Annotated in this window: 12 protein-coding genes; 7 read left to right on the top strand and 5 right to left on the bottom strand. The window is 64.7% G+C overall.

Features of this window, described 5'->3' with window-relative positions; translation table 11 throughout:
- Positions 1 to 53: 53 nt before the first annotated feature.
- Positions 54 to 1,262 carry an acetyl-CoA C-acetyltransferase gene (locus tag MOK15_RS06520; protein WP_242932659.1) on the bottom strand — a complete coding sequence of 403 codons (1,209 nt, stop codon included), beginning with the start codon at positions 1,260 to 1,262 and terminating at the stop codon, positions 54 to 56.
- 230 nt (positions 1,263 to 1,492) lie between these two features.
- Between MOK15_RS06520 and MOK15_RS06515 the strand changes: the two genes are divergently transcribed.
- Both MOK15_RS06515 and MOK15_RS06510 read left to right on the top strand, forming a co-directional pair.
- Positions 1,493 to 2,227, top strand: a complete 735-nt coding sequence (locus tag MOK15_RS06515; RefSeq protein WP_242932658.1) for a metallophosphoesterase family protein — start codon at positions 1,493 to 1,495, stop codon at positions 2,225 to 2,227.
- Between the two features lie 39 nt (positions 2,228 to 2,266).
- Complete coding sequence (locus MOK15_RS06510) at positions 2,267 to 3,937, top strand: MFS transporter (protein WP_242930851.1); 1,671 nt, start codon at positions 2,267 to 2,269, stop codon at positions 3,935 to 3,937.
- A 3-nt stretch (positions 3,938 to 3,940) separates the two neighbouring features.
- On the opposite strand, the gene MOK15_RS06505 is transcribed toward MOK15_RS06510, so the two are convergent.
- Positions 3,941 to 4,540, bottom strand: a complete 600-nt coding sequence (locus MOK15_RS06505; RefSeq protein WP_242930850.1) for a nucleotidyltransferase family protein — start codon at positions 4,538 to 4,540, stop codon at positions 3,941 to 3,943.
- A gap of 157 nt (positions 4,541 to 4,697) precedes the next feature.
- Here MOK15_RS06505 and folE point away from each other — a divergent pair, with 157 nt between their 5' ends.
- From folE to MOK15_RS06480, 5 genes are all read left to right on the top strand, one after another.
- Complete coding sequence (gene folE / locus MOK15_RS06500) at positions 4,698 to 5,303, top strand: GTP cyclohydrolase I FolE (RefSeq protein ID WP_242930849.1); 606 nt, start codon at positions 4,698 to 4,700, stop codon at positions 5,301 to 5,303.
- On the top strand, positions 5,300 to 6,139 hold the full coding sequence (locus tag MOK15_RS06495; RefSeq protein WP_242930848.1) for an SDR family oxidoreductase: 840 nt from the start codon (positions 5,300 to 5,302) through the stop codon (positions 6,137 to 6,139). Before folE ends, MOK15_RS06495 begins: the two co-directional genes overlap by 4 nt.
- Positions 6,140 to 6,227: 88 nt before the next feature.
- The gene (locus MOK15_RS06490) at positions 6,228 to 7,007 is read left to right on the top strand and encodes an enoyl-CoA hydratase-related protein (RefSeq protein WP_242930847.1); all 780 of its coding nucleotides are present in this window, start codon (positions 6,228 to 6,230) and stop codon (positions 7,005 to 7,007) included.
- 170 nt (positions 7,008 to 7,177) lie between these two features.
- Entirely contained in the window at positions 7,178 to 9,598 is a 2,421-nt protein-coding gene (locus tag MOK15_RS06485) for a TonB-dependent receptor (protein ID WP_242930846.1), read from the top strand.
- Positions 9,598 to 10,821 carry a dipeptidase gene (locus MOK15_RS06480; protein WP_242930845.1) on the top strand — a complete coding sequence of 408 codons (1,224 nt, stop codon included), beginning with the start codon at positions 9,598 to 9,600 and terminating at the stop codon, positions 10,819 to 10,821. The genes MOK15_RS06485 and MOK15_RS06480 overlap by 1 nt, the downstream gene beginning before the upstream one ends.
- Before the next feature lie 180 nt (positions 10,822 to 11,001).
- On the opposite strand, the gene mmsB is transcribed toward MOK15_RS06480, so the two are convergent.
- From mmsB to MOK15_RS06465, 3 genes are all read right to left on the bottom strand, one after another.
- A complete protein-coding gene (gene mmsB, locus MOK15_RS06475; RefSeq protein WP_242930844.1) occupies positions 11,002 to 11,889 on the bottom strand; it encodes a 3-hydroxyisobutyrate dehydrogenase in 888 nt (295 codons plus the stop codon).
- Positions 11,890 to 12,051: 162 nt separating this feature from the next.
- The gene (locus tag MOK15_RS06470; protein WP_242932657.1) at positions 12,052 to 13,134 is read right to left on the bottom strand and encodes an enoyl-CoA hydratase/isomerase family protein; all 1,083 of its coding nucleotides are present in this window, start codon (positions 13,132 to 13,134) and stop codon (positions 12,052 to 12,054) included.
- A gap of 88 nt (positions 13,135 to 13,222) precedes the next feature.
- Entirely contained in the window at positions 13,223 to 14,365 is a 1,143-nt protein-coding gene (locus tag MOK15_RS06465) for an acyl-CoA dehydrogenase family protein (protein WP_242930843.1), read from the bottom strand.
- Between the last annotated feature and the right edge of the window lie 142 nt (positions 14,366 to 14,507).

Genomic DNA, 14,507 nt, shown 5'->3' with positions numbered 1-14,507 from the left:
TCTTTGAAGAAGGAAGGGGCTTCGACAGGCTCAGCCCGAACGGGAAATGGGAATTAGATACGCTCTATGATGATCCCGGTGCCCATGCCCGCGCCAACGCACAGGTTGATGAGCGCCGTGCCCTTGCCCGATCGCTCCAGCTCGTCCAGCGCCGTGCCCAGCACCATCGCGCCGGTCGCGCCCAGCGGATGGCCCATGGCGATCGCGCCGCCATTGACGTTGATCTTGCTGTGATCCAGGTCCATCGCCTGCATGTAGCGTAGCACCACCGATGCGAAGGCTTCGTTCAGTTCCCACAGGTCGATGTCGGCGGTGGTCATGCCCGCGCGCGACAGCAGCTTGCCCGCGACGAATTCCGGGCCGGTCAGCATGATGAGCGGTTCCGACCCGATCGAGGCCATCGCCTTGATACGGGCGCGGGGCTTCAGCCCATATTTCTCGCCCATCGCCTTGCTGCCGACCAGCACGGCGGCGGCGCCATCGACGATGCCGCTGCTGTTGCCGGCATGGTGGACATGGTTGACCTTCTCCAGCTCCGGGTAACGGAGCAGGGCTACGGTGTCGAAGCCGGGCATATCCTCGCCCAGCGCAGCGAAGCTGGGCTTGAGCGACCCAAGCGACTGCATCGTTGCGTCGGGGCGCATATGTTCGTCATGGTTCAGCACGGGCTGGCCAATCACATCCTTCACCGGGAGGATCGACTTTTTGAAGCGGCCTTCGTCCCAGGCCTGCTTGGCGCGGCGCTGGCTCTCCACGGCATAAGCGTCCACGTCATCGCGGCTGATGCCGAACTTGGTGGCGATCACGTCCGCGCCGATGCCCTGCGGCGCGAAATAGGTCTTGTAGGCAACCGCCGGGTCCATCGCCCAGGCGCCGCCGTCCGACGCCATCGGCACGCGGCTCATGGACTCGACGCCGCCGCCGATCGCGAACATCGCCTCGCCCGAATAGACTTTTGCGGCGGCCATGTTCACCGCTTCCAAACCCGACGCGCAGAAACGGTTGATCTGCACGCCCGGCACGGTCTGCGCATAGTCGGCGTTCAGCACCGCGACGCGGGCAATGTCCGCGCCCTGTTCGCCGACCGGGCTGACGCAGCCCAGGATCACGTCATCGACATCGGCGGTGTCGATCTGGTTGCGGTCGCGCACAGCTTCCAGCACCTGAGTCGCCAGTTGGATGGGGGTGATTTCGTGCAGCGACCCGTCCGCCTTGCCCCGGCCACGGGGCGTCCTGACGGCGTCGTAAATATAGGCTTCCATGTTCATTCCCTCTCCATGGGGGCGCTCCGGCGCATCGCCAAATGCATAAGATGTTGCCGTGAATGTATTTACGTTTACGTAAAGTGCAAGCCTCTATTGCGATGCTTTCGCTGCCGCAGCCCTGCCGTAACGGCAATGGGGGTGCATCGGTTGCATGGGCGTTGCTGCTGTCCGGGTTGTTGTTCTGTTTATTCCCTTTTATCGCACGAATCTCCGTGGCATTCAGGGTCATGCGCATCGCCGTCCTCTCCGATATCCATGGCAATATCATTGCACTGGACGCCGTGCTGGCGGACATCGCCATGCGGGGCATCGATCGCATCGTCAATCTGGGCGACATCCTGTCCGGGCCGCTCTTTCCATGCGAGACGGCCGACCGGCTGATGGCGCTGGATCTGCCGACGATCAGGGGCAATCATGAGCGGCAATTGCTGACCCGGACGCCGGAAGAGATGGGGCTGTCGGATCGTCATGCCGACTCCGTCCTGCAACCTCGCCATCGTGACTGGATCGCGGGTCTGCCCGAACAACTCTGGCTGGCCGACGACCTGCTGATGGTCCATGGATCGCCGAACGGCGACCTCGTCTATTTCCTGGAAACGATCGAGGGAGACGGGGTTCGGCCTGCCACGACAGGGGAAGTGGAGGCGCGGGCAGGGGGCGTGGCGCCGCCGCTCATCCTGTGCGGCCATACCCATGTGCCGCGTGTCCATCATCGGGCGGGTGGCGGATTGATCGTCAATCCCGGCAGTGTCGGCCTGCCTGCCTATGACGACGACCATCCCGTTCCGCACAAGGTGGAGACGGGATCGCCCCATGCCTGCTATGCGATCGTGGAGAAGGGCGCGTCCGGCTGGACGGCGGAGATCGTCGAGCTCGATTATGACTGGGAATCCGCCGCGCGGGTGGCTGATGCGCGGGGGCGTGCCGACTGGGCGCGGGCGCTGCGTACCGGGACGGTATAGAAGCGTTGCGCCTTTGTCCCTTGGGGTTATATCCGCCCTATGGACAGTGTGACCGAAGCCCCGACCCAGCAGCCCCCGTCACCCTTTTCCATTCCCACTTTCCGCGCAATCTGGACGGCCAGCCTCGCGTCCAATTTCGGCGGCCTGATCCAGTCGGTCGGCGCGGCCTGGATGATGACGTCGCTGTCCGCTTCGCCGCTGCTGATCGCGCTGGTGCCTGCCGCGACCACGCTGCCGATCATGCTGCTCTCGCTCTGGGCGGGGGCGGTGGCCGACAATCTCGACCGGCGCAAGGTGATGATCGCCTGCCAGACGTCGATGCTGCTGACATCGGCGCTGCTCGCGGCTGCGGCCTGGGCCGGGCTGATGACGCCCTGGCTGCTGCTGGGCTTCACCTTCCTGCTGGGCTGCGCCACCGCGATCAATGGTCCCGCATGGCAGGCGTCGGTCGGCGACATGGTGCCGCGCACGATCCTGCCCAGCGCAGTGGCGATGAACTCGATGGGCTTCAACCTGGCGCGCAGCGTCGGCCCGGCGCTGGGCGGCATCATTGTCGCGGCGGCGGGGGCGGCGGCCGCCTTCCTTGTCAATGCGCTCAGCTATGTCGGGCTGCTGGTCGTGCTGGCGCGCTGGCGGCCGGACCTGCCGCCCAAGCTGCTGCCACGCGAGCGGCTGGGCGTCGCGATGGTGGCGGGCGTGGGCTATGTGTCCGCGTCGCCGAAGATCAAGCGGGTGCTGATGCGCGCCGGGGCCTTCGGCATCGGCGCTGCCGCCGTGTCCGCGCTGATGCCGCTGGTCGCGCGCGATCTGCTGGGCGGCGGGGCGCTGACCTTCGGCGTCACCAGCGGGGCGTTCGGCGTCGGCGCGGTGTTGGGCGCGCTGTCCAGCCGCAACCTGCGCACGCGCTTCTCGATCGAGACGATCGTTCGTTCCGCCGCGCTGGCAATGGCGCTGGGGACTGCGCTCACGGGGGCGAGCGGCTGGCTGGCGCTGGCGATCCTGGGCTATATGCTGGCGGGGGCCGGCTGGGTGCTGGCGCTCTCCACCTTCAACGTGTCGGTGCAGATGTCCGCCCCTCGCTGGGTGGTGGCACGTGCGGTCGCGCTCTACCAGATGATCGCTTTCGGCGGCATGGCGGGCGGCGCCTGGCTGTTCGGCTGGGTGGTGGAACATCATGGCGTTGTCGCGGGCCTGTATGGCGCGGCTGCGGCGCAGTTCGTGGCGGCGATGCTGGGCCTGTGGCGGCCGCTGCCGCAGACGGGGAACGACAATCTCGACCCGCGCGACGACTGGCATGAACCCGACACCGCCGTCCCGGTGGAACCGCGCAGCGGGCCGATCGTCATCACCATCGAATATCGCATCCCGATCGGGTCGGTCGTGCCGTTCCTGACCGCGATGAGCGAGCGTCGCCGCATCCGCCGCCGCGACGGCGCGCATGGCTGGCAATTGCTGCGCGACCTGGGGGAATCCGATCTTTGGGTCGAGCGCTATCATGTGTCGACCTGGCTCGATTATGTCCGCCACAACCAGCGGCGCACCGTCGCCGACATTGCCAATAGCGACGCGATCCACGCGCTGCATTCCGGTCCCGACGCGCCGGTCGTGCATCGCCGGCTGGAGCGGCAGACCGGATCGCTGCCGATCAGCCGCGCGCCCGACGCCCGCGAGATGGGCGACGGCCTGACCGATCCCACCCGGTCGAGCTGACCATCAGCCCGGCGTGACGGGGCCGCTGCCTGCCAGGTCTTCGGGCGTATCGATATCGTGCAGGATGGCGCTGGTCGTCTCGATCTGGATGCCACGGCTCAACAGCGCGCGGGCGCCGTGATCGCCTTTCAGCGCCAGAAGGCCGGGGAAATGCTGGCGGCCGATGAAGGCGGGCGGGGAAGAGGAAAAGCCGTCCGTGCTGGCTATCACCGATCCTGTATCCTCCGCCGCCAGGCAGATGCGGTTATAATGGCTGGGCGGTACATCGGGCATGTCGGCCAGGCAGATGAGGATGCCCCGGATGCGGTGGTCCGGCATCACATGCCTGACCGCCCGGATGATGCTGCCCGACATGCCCTCTTCGGGCCGATCGTTGACCAATATGGTGTAGCCGCGCCGGTCGAGCTTGCGGTGGATGACCGGGGCAAGTTCGATCGGGCGCGTGACCGCGACCAATTCGGCAAAGGCCATGGACGCGACCGTTTCCAGCGTATGCGCCACCACCGGCTTTCCACGTAGGTCGGCCATCAGCTTGTCTTCCTCGCCGAAACGGGACGAGGTGCCGGCCGCCAGCAGGACGGCGGCGATTTTTTCAGTGCGCATCGATGATTGTCATGCCCTGGGCGTTCCCGATTATGTGCCCCGATTCTGTGCGATGTGCCACTGGGGCGATCTTGTGTCCAGCGGTGGGAAAGGACTGGTCATCGGACCAGCGAGTCGCCATATGCGGGGGCCGACAGCATAAGGAGTGGCCCTGTTCATGGCATATGACCTCGATGCCGAAACCGTAGGCGAAGGCAAGGAGCCGGTTCCGGCCGAAGTCAGCGAAGCGATCCGCACCCTGCTCCGCTGGGCGGGCGATGCGCCTGAGCGGGAAGGACTGCTGGAAACGCCTGAGCGCGTGGCGCGGGCGTGGAAGGAATATTGTCGGGGCTATGGCGACGACCCGGCCTATCATCTCTCGCGCATCTTCCACGAAGTGGGCGGCTATGACGATGTGGTCCTGCTGAAGGATATTCCGTTCCAGTCGCATTGCGAACATCATATGGCGCCCATCGTCGGGCGCGCGCATATCGCCTATCTGCCCGGCCAATATGTGGTGGGCATTTCGAAGCTCGCCCGCGTCCTCCACGCCTTCGCCAACCGGTTGCAGGTGCAGGAGCGGCTGACATCCGAAGTGGCGAACTGCATCTGGGAACATCTCAAGCCCCAGGGCGTCGCCGTTGTGATCGAGGCGACCCATGGCTGCATGACCGGGCGTGGCGTGCGGACCCCTAACGTCATCATGAAGACCAGCCGCATGTTGGGTGTGTTCCGTGACGATGAAAAGTCGCGCGAGGAAGTGCTGAAGCTCATCGCCTCATGATCGAAGGGGAGGAACCTTCCTATCGTCCGCTGGGCAAGGCCCGTGATGACGCCAGGCCCGTGGGCGCGCCGCTGGCGCAGAAGCGGCTGGCGCTGATTACCGGCGGGCATCGGCGGCTGGGCGGCATCATCGCGGCGACGCTGGCGAAGGCGGGACATTCGCTCGCCATCCACGGCAGTCACGACACGCGGCTCGATTCCCATCTGGCGCTGACGCTGGAGGAGGAAGGAACGGAGTGGGACGGCTTCGTCGTCGACTTCGCCGATCCGGAAAGCGCCGAGGAACTGGTGGGCATGGTCGCGGCCCGTTTCGGCCGCCCGCCCGACATATTGGTCAACAGTGCCGCCATCTTCGGCCAGGATCGGCTGGAGACGGTGACGGCGGACGACCTGATGCGCCATTATGCGGTCAATTGCGCCGCGCCGGCGATGCTGACCAAGGCTTTCGCGACCGTGCCGGCGGGCGTGGGCGACCGCTGCATCATCAACATCCTCGACCAGCGCATCGATCATCCCCATGCCGACCAGTTGGCCTATACGCTGTCCAAGCTGGCGCTGGCGGGGCTTACCCGGACCAGCGCCCACAATCTGGCGCCGCGGATACGGGTCAACGCCGTTGCGCCGGGCCTGACGATCGCGACGGCCGACTATGACGAGGCGCAGATGGAGCGGCTGGGCGCGCTGATGCCGCTCGGCCGGTTGCCGCAGGCGGAGGAGATCGCGCAGGCGGTGCTCTATCTGGTCAACGCGACCGCCGTGACCGGGCAGACCCTCTATGTCGACGGCGGCGCGCATCTCAAAAGCTATGATCGCGATTTCATGCATCTGTGCCGATAGCGTCGGCAAAGATGCTGCGCGTGCAGGGCTGGTGCCGCATTGCCGGGCGCAATAGAGCGGCCTCTAAAATGGATGAAGGGAGATGGCGATGACCTATGAAACGATCCTGGTCGAACAGCGTGACGCGGTGACGCTGATTACGCTCAACCGGCCACAGGCATTGAATGCCCTGAACAGCCAGGTGCTCGCCGACCTGAGCGCCGCCTTCGCCGCCTATGACGCCGATCCTACCCAGCGCTGCGCGGTGTTGACCGGCAGCGGGGAAAAGGCGTTCGCAGCAGGCGCCGACATCAAGGAAATGGTCGAGAAGGAAGCGGCCGACTTCTTCCTGCAGGATTTCTTTTCCGGCTGGCAGACCGGCGTGGTCGCGACCCGCAAGCCGTGGATCGCGGCGGTGCAGGGCTTTGCGCTGGGCGGCGGCTGCGAACTGGCGATGATGGCGGACTTCATCATCGCGGGCGACACGGCGAAGTTCGGCCAGCCCGAAATCAAGCTGGGCGTCGCGCCGGGCATGGGCGGGTCGCAGCGCCTGACCCGCGCGGTGGGTAAGGCGAAGGCGATGGACATGTGCCTGACCGGCCGCATGATGGACGCCGCCGAAGCCGAGCGCGCGGGCCTGGTCAGCCGCATCGTCCCGGCCGCCGACCTGCTGGATGATGCGCTCAAGACCGCTGCGACCATCGCGTCGCTGCCGTCCATGGCGGCGATGGTGAACAAGGAAATGGTGAACATCGCCTTCGAAACCGGACTGGCCCAGGGGCTGCTGACCGAACGCCGCCTGTTCCAGATCCTGACCGCGACCGAAGACAAGAAGGAAGGCATGACCGCCTTCGTCGAAAAGCGGCCCGGCGTCTGGAAAGGGCGCTAAGCACCTCATAATATTTTGATTATCTCGCCACGGACTGAGAAATTCTCATTGGTTCGTGGCGGAGTCCCCCGGCACTCTCGTTTCACAAGAAAACGTAGACACGACGGCAGAGAGGCGCGCGCCTGTGCGTGTCCTTTCCGCCGTCGCGTTGTGAAACAGGGAACTTTTGCATGTCCGTCATTTCGCCCATCCGCTTTTCCTCGCGTGCGGCGTTGCTGCTCGCCTGCGCCGCCGGGGCGCTGAGTGCCGCGCACGCGCAGGAGCCGGTCGCGGATGAGGACGGCACCATTACCGTCACCGGCCGCCGCATTTCGCAATCGGCCGAAGCGATCGGCGAGGACAAGGTGAGCAATGTCGTGGCGGTGACGCGCGAGGCTTTGCTGTCGGCGCCATCGGGCATTTCGGGCCTCAAGATGCTGGAGCAACTGCCCGGCTTCAACGTGCAGACTGACGGCGCGCTGGGCCTCTACGAATTCGGCAACAGCGTCCAGACCCGCGCCTTCAACCTCGACCAGATCGGCTTCGTGGTCGACGGCATCCCGACAGGCCGCAGCGACGCTTTCGGCGGCAGCCCGGTGTTCCGTTATGTCGATAATGAAAATCTGGGCGTGGTGGAGGCTGCGGTCGGTGCGGGCGATGTCGGCCTGCCCAGCTATTCGACGCTTGGCCCGGTGGTGCAGTATAACAGCATCGCGCCGCAGGAGGATTTGGGTCTGTTCGTCTCCCAGAGCTTCGGCGATTTCGGGATGAAGCGCACCTTCATCCGCGCCAGCACAGGCCAGGTCGGCCCGTTCCGCGCCTATGTCAGCCGCACCAAGCTGAACAGCGACCTTTGGCGCGGCAAGGGTACGGTCGATCGCGAGCATTGGGAGGGGATGCTGCACGCCGATCTGGGCGGCGATAGCTGGGCGCGCTTCAAATTCGTGTCGAACAAGTTCAATGACTTCGATTCCCCGACGCTGAGCCGGGCGCAATATCTGTCGGCGATCCCCGATGTCGGCGGCAACACCGGACGCGATCGTGGCTATATTGCGGTCGTGCCTAACACGACACCCGGCTTTGCCCCTGTCACGGGCGGTCCAGCCTATAGCAACGCCAACTATGCCTATACCAACACGCTCGCCATCAATGTGCGCGACGACAAGCTGTATGGCGGCACCGTCCATGCCGGCATCGCCGACGGCATATGGGCCGAAGCGACGGCCTATTATGAGGATAAGGGCGGCTATGGCGTGTCGCCCGACACCTACGCCAACAGCCTGCCCATCTATCAACGGCAGACGGCGGTGGGCTGGACGCTCTTCGCGCCCAAGGGCACCCAATATGGCCTGTCGACCGTAGGCGGCGACCGCTATGGCCTGACCACCAAGTTGCATTGGCAGGTCGGCGCACACACGCTGGAGGCCGGGGTCTGGGGAGAGGTCGACACCTATAACCGCACCCAGGCGCGCTACAACACGACCGACGGATCGCCCGCCAGCGCGCCGAACCTCAACGAACCGGTCTATCTGCGGCGCGACTATCAGTCGGAACGCAACACGACGCAGGCCTTCATCAAGGATCGTATTTCGCTGGCGGATGATCGGCTGATCTTCGACCTGGGGGTGAAGGCGCTGCACATCGATTATCGCCACAGCGGCTATCGCGACTTCAACGATTATTATCGCAACGCCGGGACGGCCACCGCGCCCGTCTGGGTCGCGGGCTGGGGACCACAGACCAACCGCGCCAGCTATGGCGACGGCTTCCTGCCGATGGCGGGTGTCCTCTACAAACTGGACAACCAGACGCAGGTCTTCGCTTCCTATGCGGAGAATATGGCGCTGCCCAAGGGGATGGATGACATCTTCTCCGTCTCGCTGAACAGCAGCGCGGCGGTAGTGTCCGCCCCGGCGCCGGAGCGATCGCAGAATTTCGAAGCCGGCATCCGCACCAACCAGGGGCAGTTCTACGCCTCGCTCGCGGGCTATTACACCAAATTTAAAAACCGCATCCAGTCGATCGGATCGATCCTGCCCGGCACGACCAACGTCATCGAAACCTTTTACCAGAATGTCGGCCGGGTGACGGCCTATGGCGCGGAATTCAGCGGCACGTTCAAGCCGTCGGCGCTCAATGGCCTGGCCTATTTCAACCTCAACGCCACCTATAATATCGCCAAGTTCAAGGACGATATCGTCACTAATACGGCGACCGGAACGCTGGTCTATCAGACCGACGGCAAATATATTCCAGACAGCGCCAAGTGGATCGTCAGCGGGGGCGTGACCATCGAGCCTGCCAGCTGGCTGGTGGGCAATTTCAGTGGCAAATATACTTCGCGCCGCTGGTCGACTTTCGATAATTCGGGGCCAACGGTTACCAATCCGGCCGGTTCCAGCGTGCCGGGCTTTACCGTGTTCAGCGCTTATGTCGATATTGGCGACGGCTTCAGCCTTGGGCCGATCAAGAGTGTGAAGGCGCGGTTCAATGTCGACAATATCTTCGACAAGGATACACTGTCCTATATCTCGCCTGCGGTGACGGGGGACGGTTCCTTCCGTCCGTTGTCTCCGCGCACCTTCCAGTTCACCATTTCAGGGGAAATCTGATGCGGGTCGCCTTTCTGATGGGCGTGGCGCTGGCTGCGTTGGTCCCGATCTCCGCGCAAGGGCAGCCGGTGTCGAAGAAGGACCTGGCGCTGCACCAGCGGCTGCTGACGCTCGACACCCATCTCGATACGCCTGCCTCGCTCGACCTGCCGGGCTGGTCGATCGAGACGGAGCATGATGTCCATGCCGACTATACCCAGGTCGACCTGCCCCGGATGAAGAAGGGCGGCTTGGATGGCGGTTTCTGGGCGATCTATACGGGGCAGGGGCCGCTGACGATCGAGGGCTTCCGCAAGGCACGCGACTTCGCGATCCTGCGCGGCCTGTCGATCCGCAACATGGTGGCGGCGGACCCGGCCAATTTCGTGCTGGCGACGGAGGCGAAGGACGCAGCGCCGATCGCGGCGTCGGGCAAGCGGGTGGTCTATATCTCGATAGAGAATGCCTATCCGCTGGGCGAGGATGTGTCGCTGCTCAAGACCTTCTACGACATAGGCGTGCGCGTGTCGGGCTTCGCCCATTTCGCGCATAACCAGTTTGCCGACAGTTCCACCGACCCGTCGGGCAAGCCGCGTTATGGCGGGCTTAGTCCGCTGGGCAAGGAACTGCTCAAGGAGATGAACCGGTTGGGCGTTGTGCCGGATGCGTCGCACAGCAGCGATCAGGTGCTGGACGATCTGCTGGCGTTGTCGACTACGCCGGTGCTGCTGACCCATTCGGGTTGCAAGGCGGTTTATGACCATCCGCGCAACATCGACGACGCGCATCTCAAGGCGCTGGCGGCCAAGGGCGGTGTTATCCAGATGAACGCCTATGGCGCTTATCTGCGCGCATCCAAGCCCAACCCGCAGCGGCAGGAGGCGTTGAAGGCGCTCTACGCCCAGATGCGCGAGGACGCCAAGCTGACGCCCGAAAAGCGTGCCCAACTGCTGGCCAAGCGGCAGGAGATCGATCGGCTCTACCCCGATACCGACCGCCCAACCTTCGACGATTTCATGGCGCATATGCTCCATGCGTTGAAGGTCGTGGGGCCGGATCATGTCGGCATCGGTCTGGACTGGGACGGCGGCGGCGGTGTGGTCGGGCTGGAGGATGTGACCGCCCTGCCGAAGATCACCGCCGCGCTGCTGAAGGCGGGGTATAGCGAGGCGGACATCCAGAAAATCTGGTCCGGCAATGTGCTGCACGTGCTGGCGGCGGCCGAGGCGGCGAAGGGGAAATAGGCCAATCCGTCATCCTGACGTTCGCGGGGAGGGCTTGTACAAGGATGCAATGACTGGAACCCTTTCCAACCTGTTCCCCGGCGAAGGCCGGGGTCCAGTCGCAACGTTGGAACTGGACCCCGGCCTTCGCCGGGGAACAACCAGCCAATCTTGATGAGTCCTTCCCTCCGCTATCTGCTATTACTTCCCCTCCAGCATCTCGATCATCAGGGAGAAGTCGCGCGCTGCTTCGCCCCGGTTGGCGAGGAGTTGATAGAGGGCTTCGGCGGCATTGCCCATCGGCACGGATGCGCCGACCGAGGCGGCGGCTTCGGTCGCGAGCTTCAAGTCCTTGAGCATCAGGCCGACGGCGAAACCGCCCTGATAGCCGTTGTCGGAGGGCGATTGCGGGCCGACGCCGGGGACGGGGCAATAGCTGGTCATCGACCAGCTCTGGCCCGACGACACGCTGCTGATATCGTAGAAAGTCTGCGGGTCGAGGCCGAGCTTCTTGGCCATGGCGAAGCTTTCGCAGGTGGCGACCATGGTCGCGCCGAGCAGCATATTGTTGCAGATCTTGGCCGCCTGGCCATTGCCCGCGCCGCCGGCGTGGATCACCGCCTTGCCCATGGCCGACAGGATCGGCTTCGCCTTTTCGAAGGCCGCGTCCGAACCGCCCACCATGAAGGTCAGCGTGCCGCCATTGGCCGCCGCGATGCCGCCTGAGACGGGCGCATCGACCATGTCGAAGCCCAGCGCCGTCGCCGCATCGATCACCCGGCGGGCAGTGGCGACGTCGATGGTCGAGCAGTCGAGGAACAGCGCGCCGGGCCTGGCCGCGCCGAACACGTCGCCGGTATAGACGCTTTCGACATGCTTGCCCGCAGGGAGCATCGTCACGACCGCGTCGGCGCTGTTGACGGCATCGGCGGCGCTGCCCGCGCGGACGGCGCCATGGCTTTCCGCCTTGGCCAGCGCCTCCTCGGACAGGTCGAAGGCGCGCACGGCATAGCCGTTCCTGAGCAGATTGGCGGCCATCCCGCCGCCCATATTGCCAAGGCCGATGAAGGCGATCGTCGTCTGGCTCATTGCATCATCTCCCGCTTAACTTCGCACATTTCCTGTAGATTCTGACATTTTATTGCGTCGTTCCGATCCTATCGGAAAGTTGGGCGTGAAGGGCCGAGGAGAGCGGTCGTCAAGTCTAACAGACGCCCGCCCTATAGGACAGGATCAGTCCGCCTCCGCCAGTTACGGCAGCGGCGTCCATTGCCGGTCCGGCGGCAGCGGCGCGAAGATCGCGTCGATCATCGCGTCCGTCACATCCTCCAGCGTGGCCGGGTTCCAGACGGGGGCGTTATCCTTGTCGAAGATCACGGCGCGGACGCCCTCGACAAAATCGGGGCGGCGGATGACGGCGCAGGCAAGGCCATATTCCATCGCCATATTGTCGGCGAAGCGGGTCTTGGCCGCACCCTCGACCAACTGGCGCAGCGCGACCTTGATCGTCTGGGGCGATTTGGTGGCGAGTATGGTGAGTTGCTTCATCGCCCATTCGCCGCCATCGGCGCGCAGCGCGGCGACGATCTCCTCCGCCCGGTCGGACGCGAAGAGGCGGTCGATGTCGGCGCGGGCGGCCTCCAGCCCGGAGGGCGGCGGGACTACCGCATTTTCGTCCAATATCTCGCCCAGCCCCATCGGATCGGCCAGGATGCGCGCCTTGATCGCGTCCAGCCTGTCGGAAGGAATATAATGGGTGGCGATGCCGATGGCGGCGCAATCCGCCCCGTCGATCCGCGATCCCGTCGCCGCCAGCCAGGCGCCGACCCGGCCGGGCAGGCGCGGCAGGAACCAGCCGCCGCCCACGTCCGGGAACAGGCCGATGCCGGTTTCGGGCATGGCGAAAGTCGTCCGCTCGGTCGCGACACGGAAACGGGCGGGGAGGGAGATGCCCACGCCGCCGCCCATGACGATGCCGTCGATGAAGGCGACGATCGGCTTCTCATAGACGAACAGCAGATGGTTCATCCGATATTCGAGGGTGAAGAAGCGCTCCGCTTCGACGCAATCGGCCTTTGCGCTGTTGGCGATCAGCGCGATGTCGCCGCCCGCGCAAAAGCCGCGCGAGAATTTGGGGTCGCCGTCCGGTGCGGGAAGATGGTCGATCATCACCGCGACCACGCTGTCGTCCTGCGCCCAGGCCAGCAGCGCGTCGTTGATCGCCTCGCACATCTCCGGCGTCAGCGCATGGATCGCTCGGGGCCGGTTGAGGCGGATGCGGGCGACTTTGCCGCCGGGGCCGTCTTCGATCAGGGTCAGGACTTGATCGGTCATCATGTTTCCGTTCGGTTCGAGCTTGTCGAGAACTCCGCGCGCTGTTCTCGACAAGCTCGAACCGAACGGAGGTGGGGAATGGCTGGCATTATTGCCGCAACATATCGCGCGCCACGATCATCCGCATGACCTGGTTGGTGCCTTCCAGGATGGAATGCACCCGCAGGTCGCGCCAGAAGCGTTCGATCGGGTAATCCATCAGATAGCCGTAGCCGCCATGGAGTTGCAGCGCGCGATCGACCACCGACGATCCGGTGTCGGTGGCGAAGCGCTTGGCCATGGCGGCGAAGCGGGTCTTGTCGGGCGCATTCTCCGTCACCTTGACGGCGGCGGCGTAGAGCAGCGTGCGCGCGGCCTCCAACTCGGTCTGCATGTCGGCGAGGGTGAACTGGGTGTTCTGGAAATCGGCGATGGATTGGCCGAACTGCTTGCGGTCCTTGGTATAGCGCACAGCCTCGTCGATGCAGCGCTGCGCGCCGCCGAGCGAGCAGGCCCCGATATTGAGGCGGCCGCCGTTAAGGCCCATCATCGCGATGCGGAAGCCTTCGCCCTCCGCGCCGACGAGGTTTTCCACCGGCACGCGCACGGCATCGAAATTGACCTGGGCGGTGGGCTGCGAATGCCAGCCGAGCTTGCGCTCCTGCGCGCCGAAGCTGACGCCGGACATATCCTTTTCGATGACGAGGCAGCTTATGCCCTTGGGGCCGTCTTCTCCGGTGCGGACCATGACGACATAGAGTTCATTCTCGCCGCCGCCGGAGATGAACTGCTTGGAGCCGGTGACGACATAATGGTCGCCGTCACGGACGGCCCTGGTCTTGAGCGCGGCGGCGTCCGACCCCGCGCCCGCTTCGGTCAGGCAATAGCTGGCCATGCGGATCATGGGGACGAGATCGGGGAGATATTTGTCCTTCACCTGGCTGGCGCCGAAGCGGTCGATCATCCAGGCGGCCATATTGTGGATCGAGATGAAGGCGCTGGTGCTGGGACAGCCATAGGCCATGGCTTCCATGATGAGCGCGGACTCCAGGCGGCCAAGACCGATGCCCCCCGCTTCCTCCGACACATAGATGCCGCCGAAACCCAGCTCCGCCGCCGCGCGGATCGTGTCGCGGGGGAAGATATGATGTTCGTCCCACTCGGCCGCGTGCGGGGTGATCGCGTCGGCGGTGAAGCGGCGCGCCATGTCCTGAATAGCGCGCTGGTCTTCGGTCAGGTCGAATTGGGTCATGGCAACCTCATCTTTTACTGGCGTCATGCCGGACCCGATCCGGCATCCAGGGTTGTCGTCGTGGCGTTTGTCGCCCTGCATCCCGACTTTCGTCAGCATGACGATGATTGGCTTGATTTACCATGTTGGACCCCGCATCATT

The organism is Sphingobium sp. BYY-5 (assembly GCF_022758885.1).
In the GTDB taxonomy this organism is placed as follows: Bacteria; Pseudomonadota; Alphaproteobacteria; order Sphingomonadales; family Sphingomonadaceae; genus Sphingobium.
The sequence above is the reverse complement of the archived record's forward strand: the minus strand, read 5'-3'. Positions and strand labels throughout refer to the sequence as shown.

What these genes read in the sequence shown, in the direction of transcription:
- MOK15_RS06520 (WP_242932659.1), bottom strand. Translation starts at nt 1,262, where the DNA reads ATGGAAGCCTATATTTACGACGCCGTCAGGACGCCCCGTGGCCGGGGC.
- MOK15_RS06515 (WP_242932658.1), top strand. Translation starts at nt 1,493, where the DNA reads ATGCGCATCGCCGTCCTCTCCGATATCCATGGCAATATCATTGCACTG.
- MOK15_RS06510 (WP_242930851.1), top strand. Translation starts at nt 2,267, where the DNA reads ATGGACAGTGTGACCGAAGCCCCGACCCAGCAGCCCCCGTCACCCTTT.
- MOK15_RS06505 (WP_242930850.1), bottom strand. Translation starts at nt 4,540, where the DNA reads ATGCGCACTGAAAAAATCGCCGCCGTCCTGCTGGCGGCCGGCACCTCG.
- folE (WP_242930849.1), top strand. Translation starts at nt 4,698, where the DNA reads ATGGCATATGACCTCGATGCCGAAACCGTAGGCGAAGGCAAGGAGCCG.
- MOK15_RS06495 (WP_242930848.1), top strand. Translation starts at nt 5,300, where the DNA reads ATGATCGAAGGGGAGGAACCTTCCTATCGTCCGCTGGGCAAGGCCCGT.
- MOK15_RS06490 (WP_242930847.1), top strand. Translation starts at nt 6,228, where the DNA reads ATGACCTATGAAACGATCCTGGTCGAACAGCGTGACGCGGTGACGCTG.
- MOK15_RS06485 (WP_242930846.1), top strand. Translation starts at nt 7,178, where the DNA reads ATGTCCGTCATTTCGCCCATCCGCTTTTCCTCGCGTGCGGCGTTGCTG.
- MOK15_RS06480 (WP_242930845.1), top strand. Translation starts at nt 9,598, where the DNA reads ATGCGGGTCGCCTTTCTGATGGGCGTGGCGCTGGCTGCGTTGGTCCCG.
- mmsB (WP_242930844.1), bottom strand. Translation starts at nt 11,889, where the DNA reads ATGAGCCAGACGACGATCGCCTTCATCGGCCTTGGCAATATGGGCGGC.
- MOK15_RS06470 (WP_242932657.1), bottom strand. Translation starts at nt 13,134, where the DNA reads ATGACCGATCAAGTCCTGACCCTGATCGAAGACGGCCCCGGCGGCAAA.
- MOK15_RS06465 (WP_242930843.1), bottom strand. Translation starts at nt 14,365, where the DNA reads ATGACCCAATTCGACCTGACCGAAGACCAGCGCGCTATTCAGGACATG.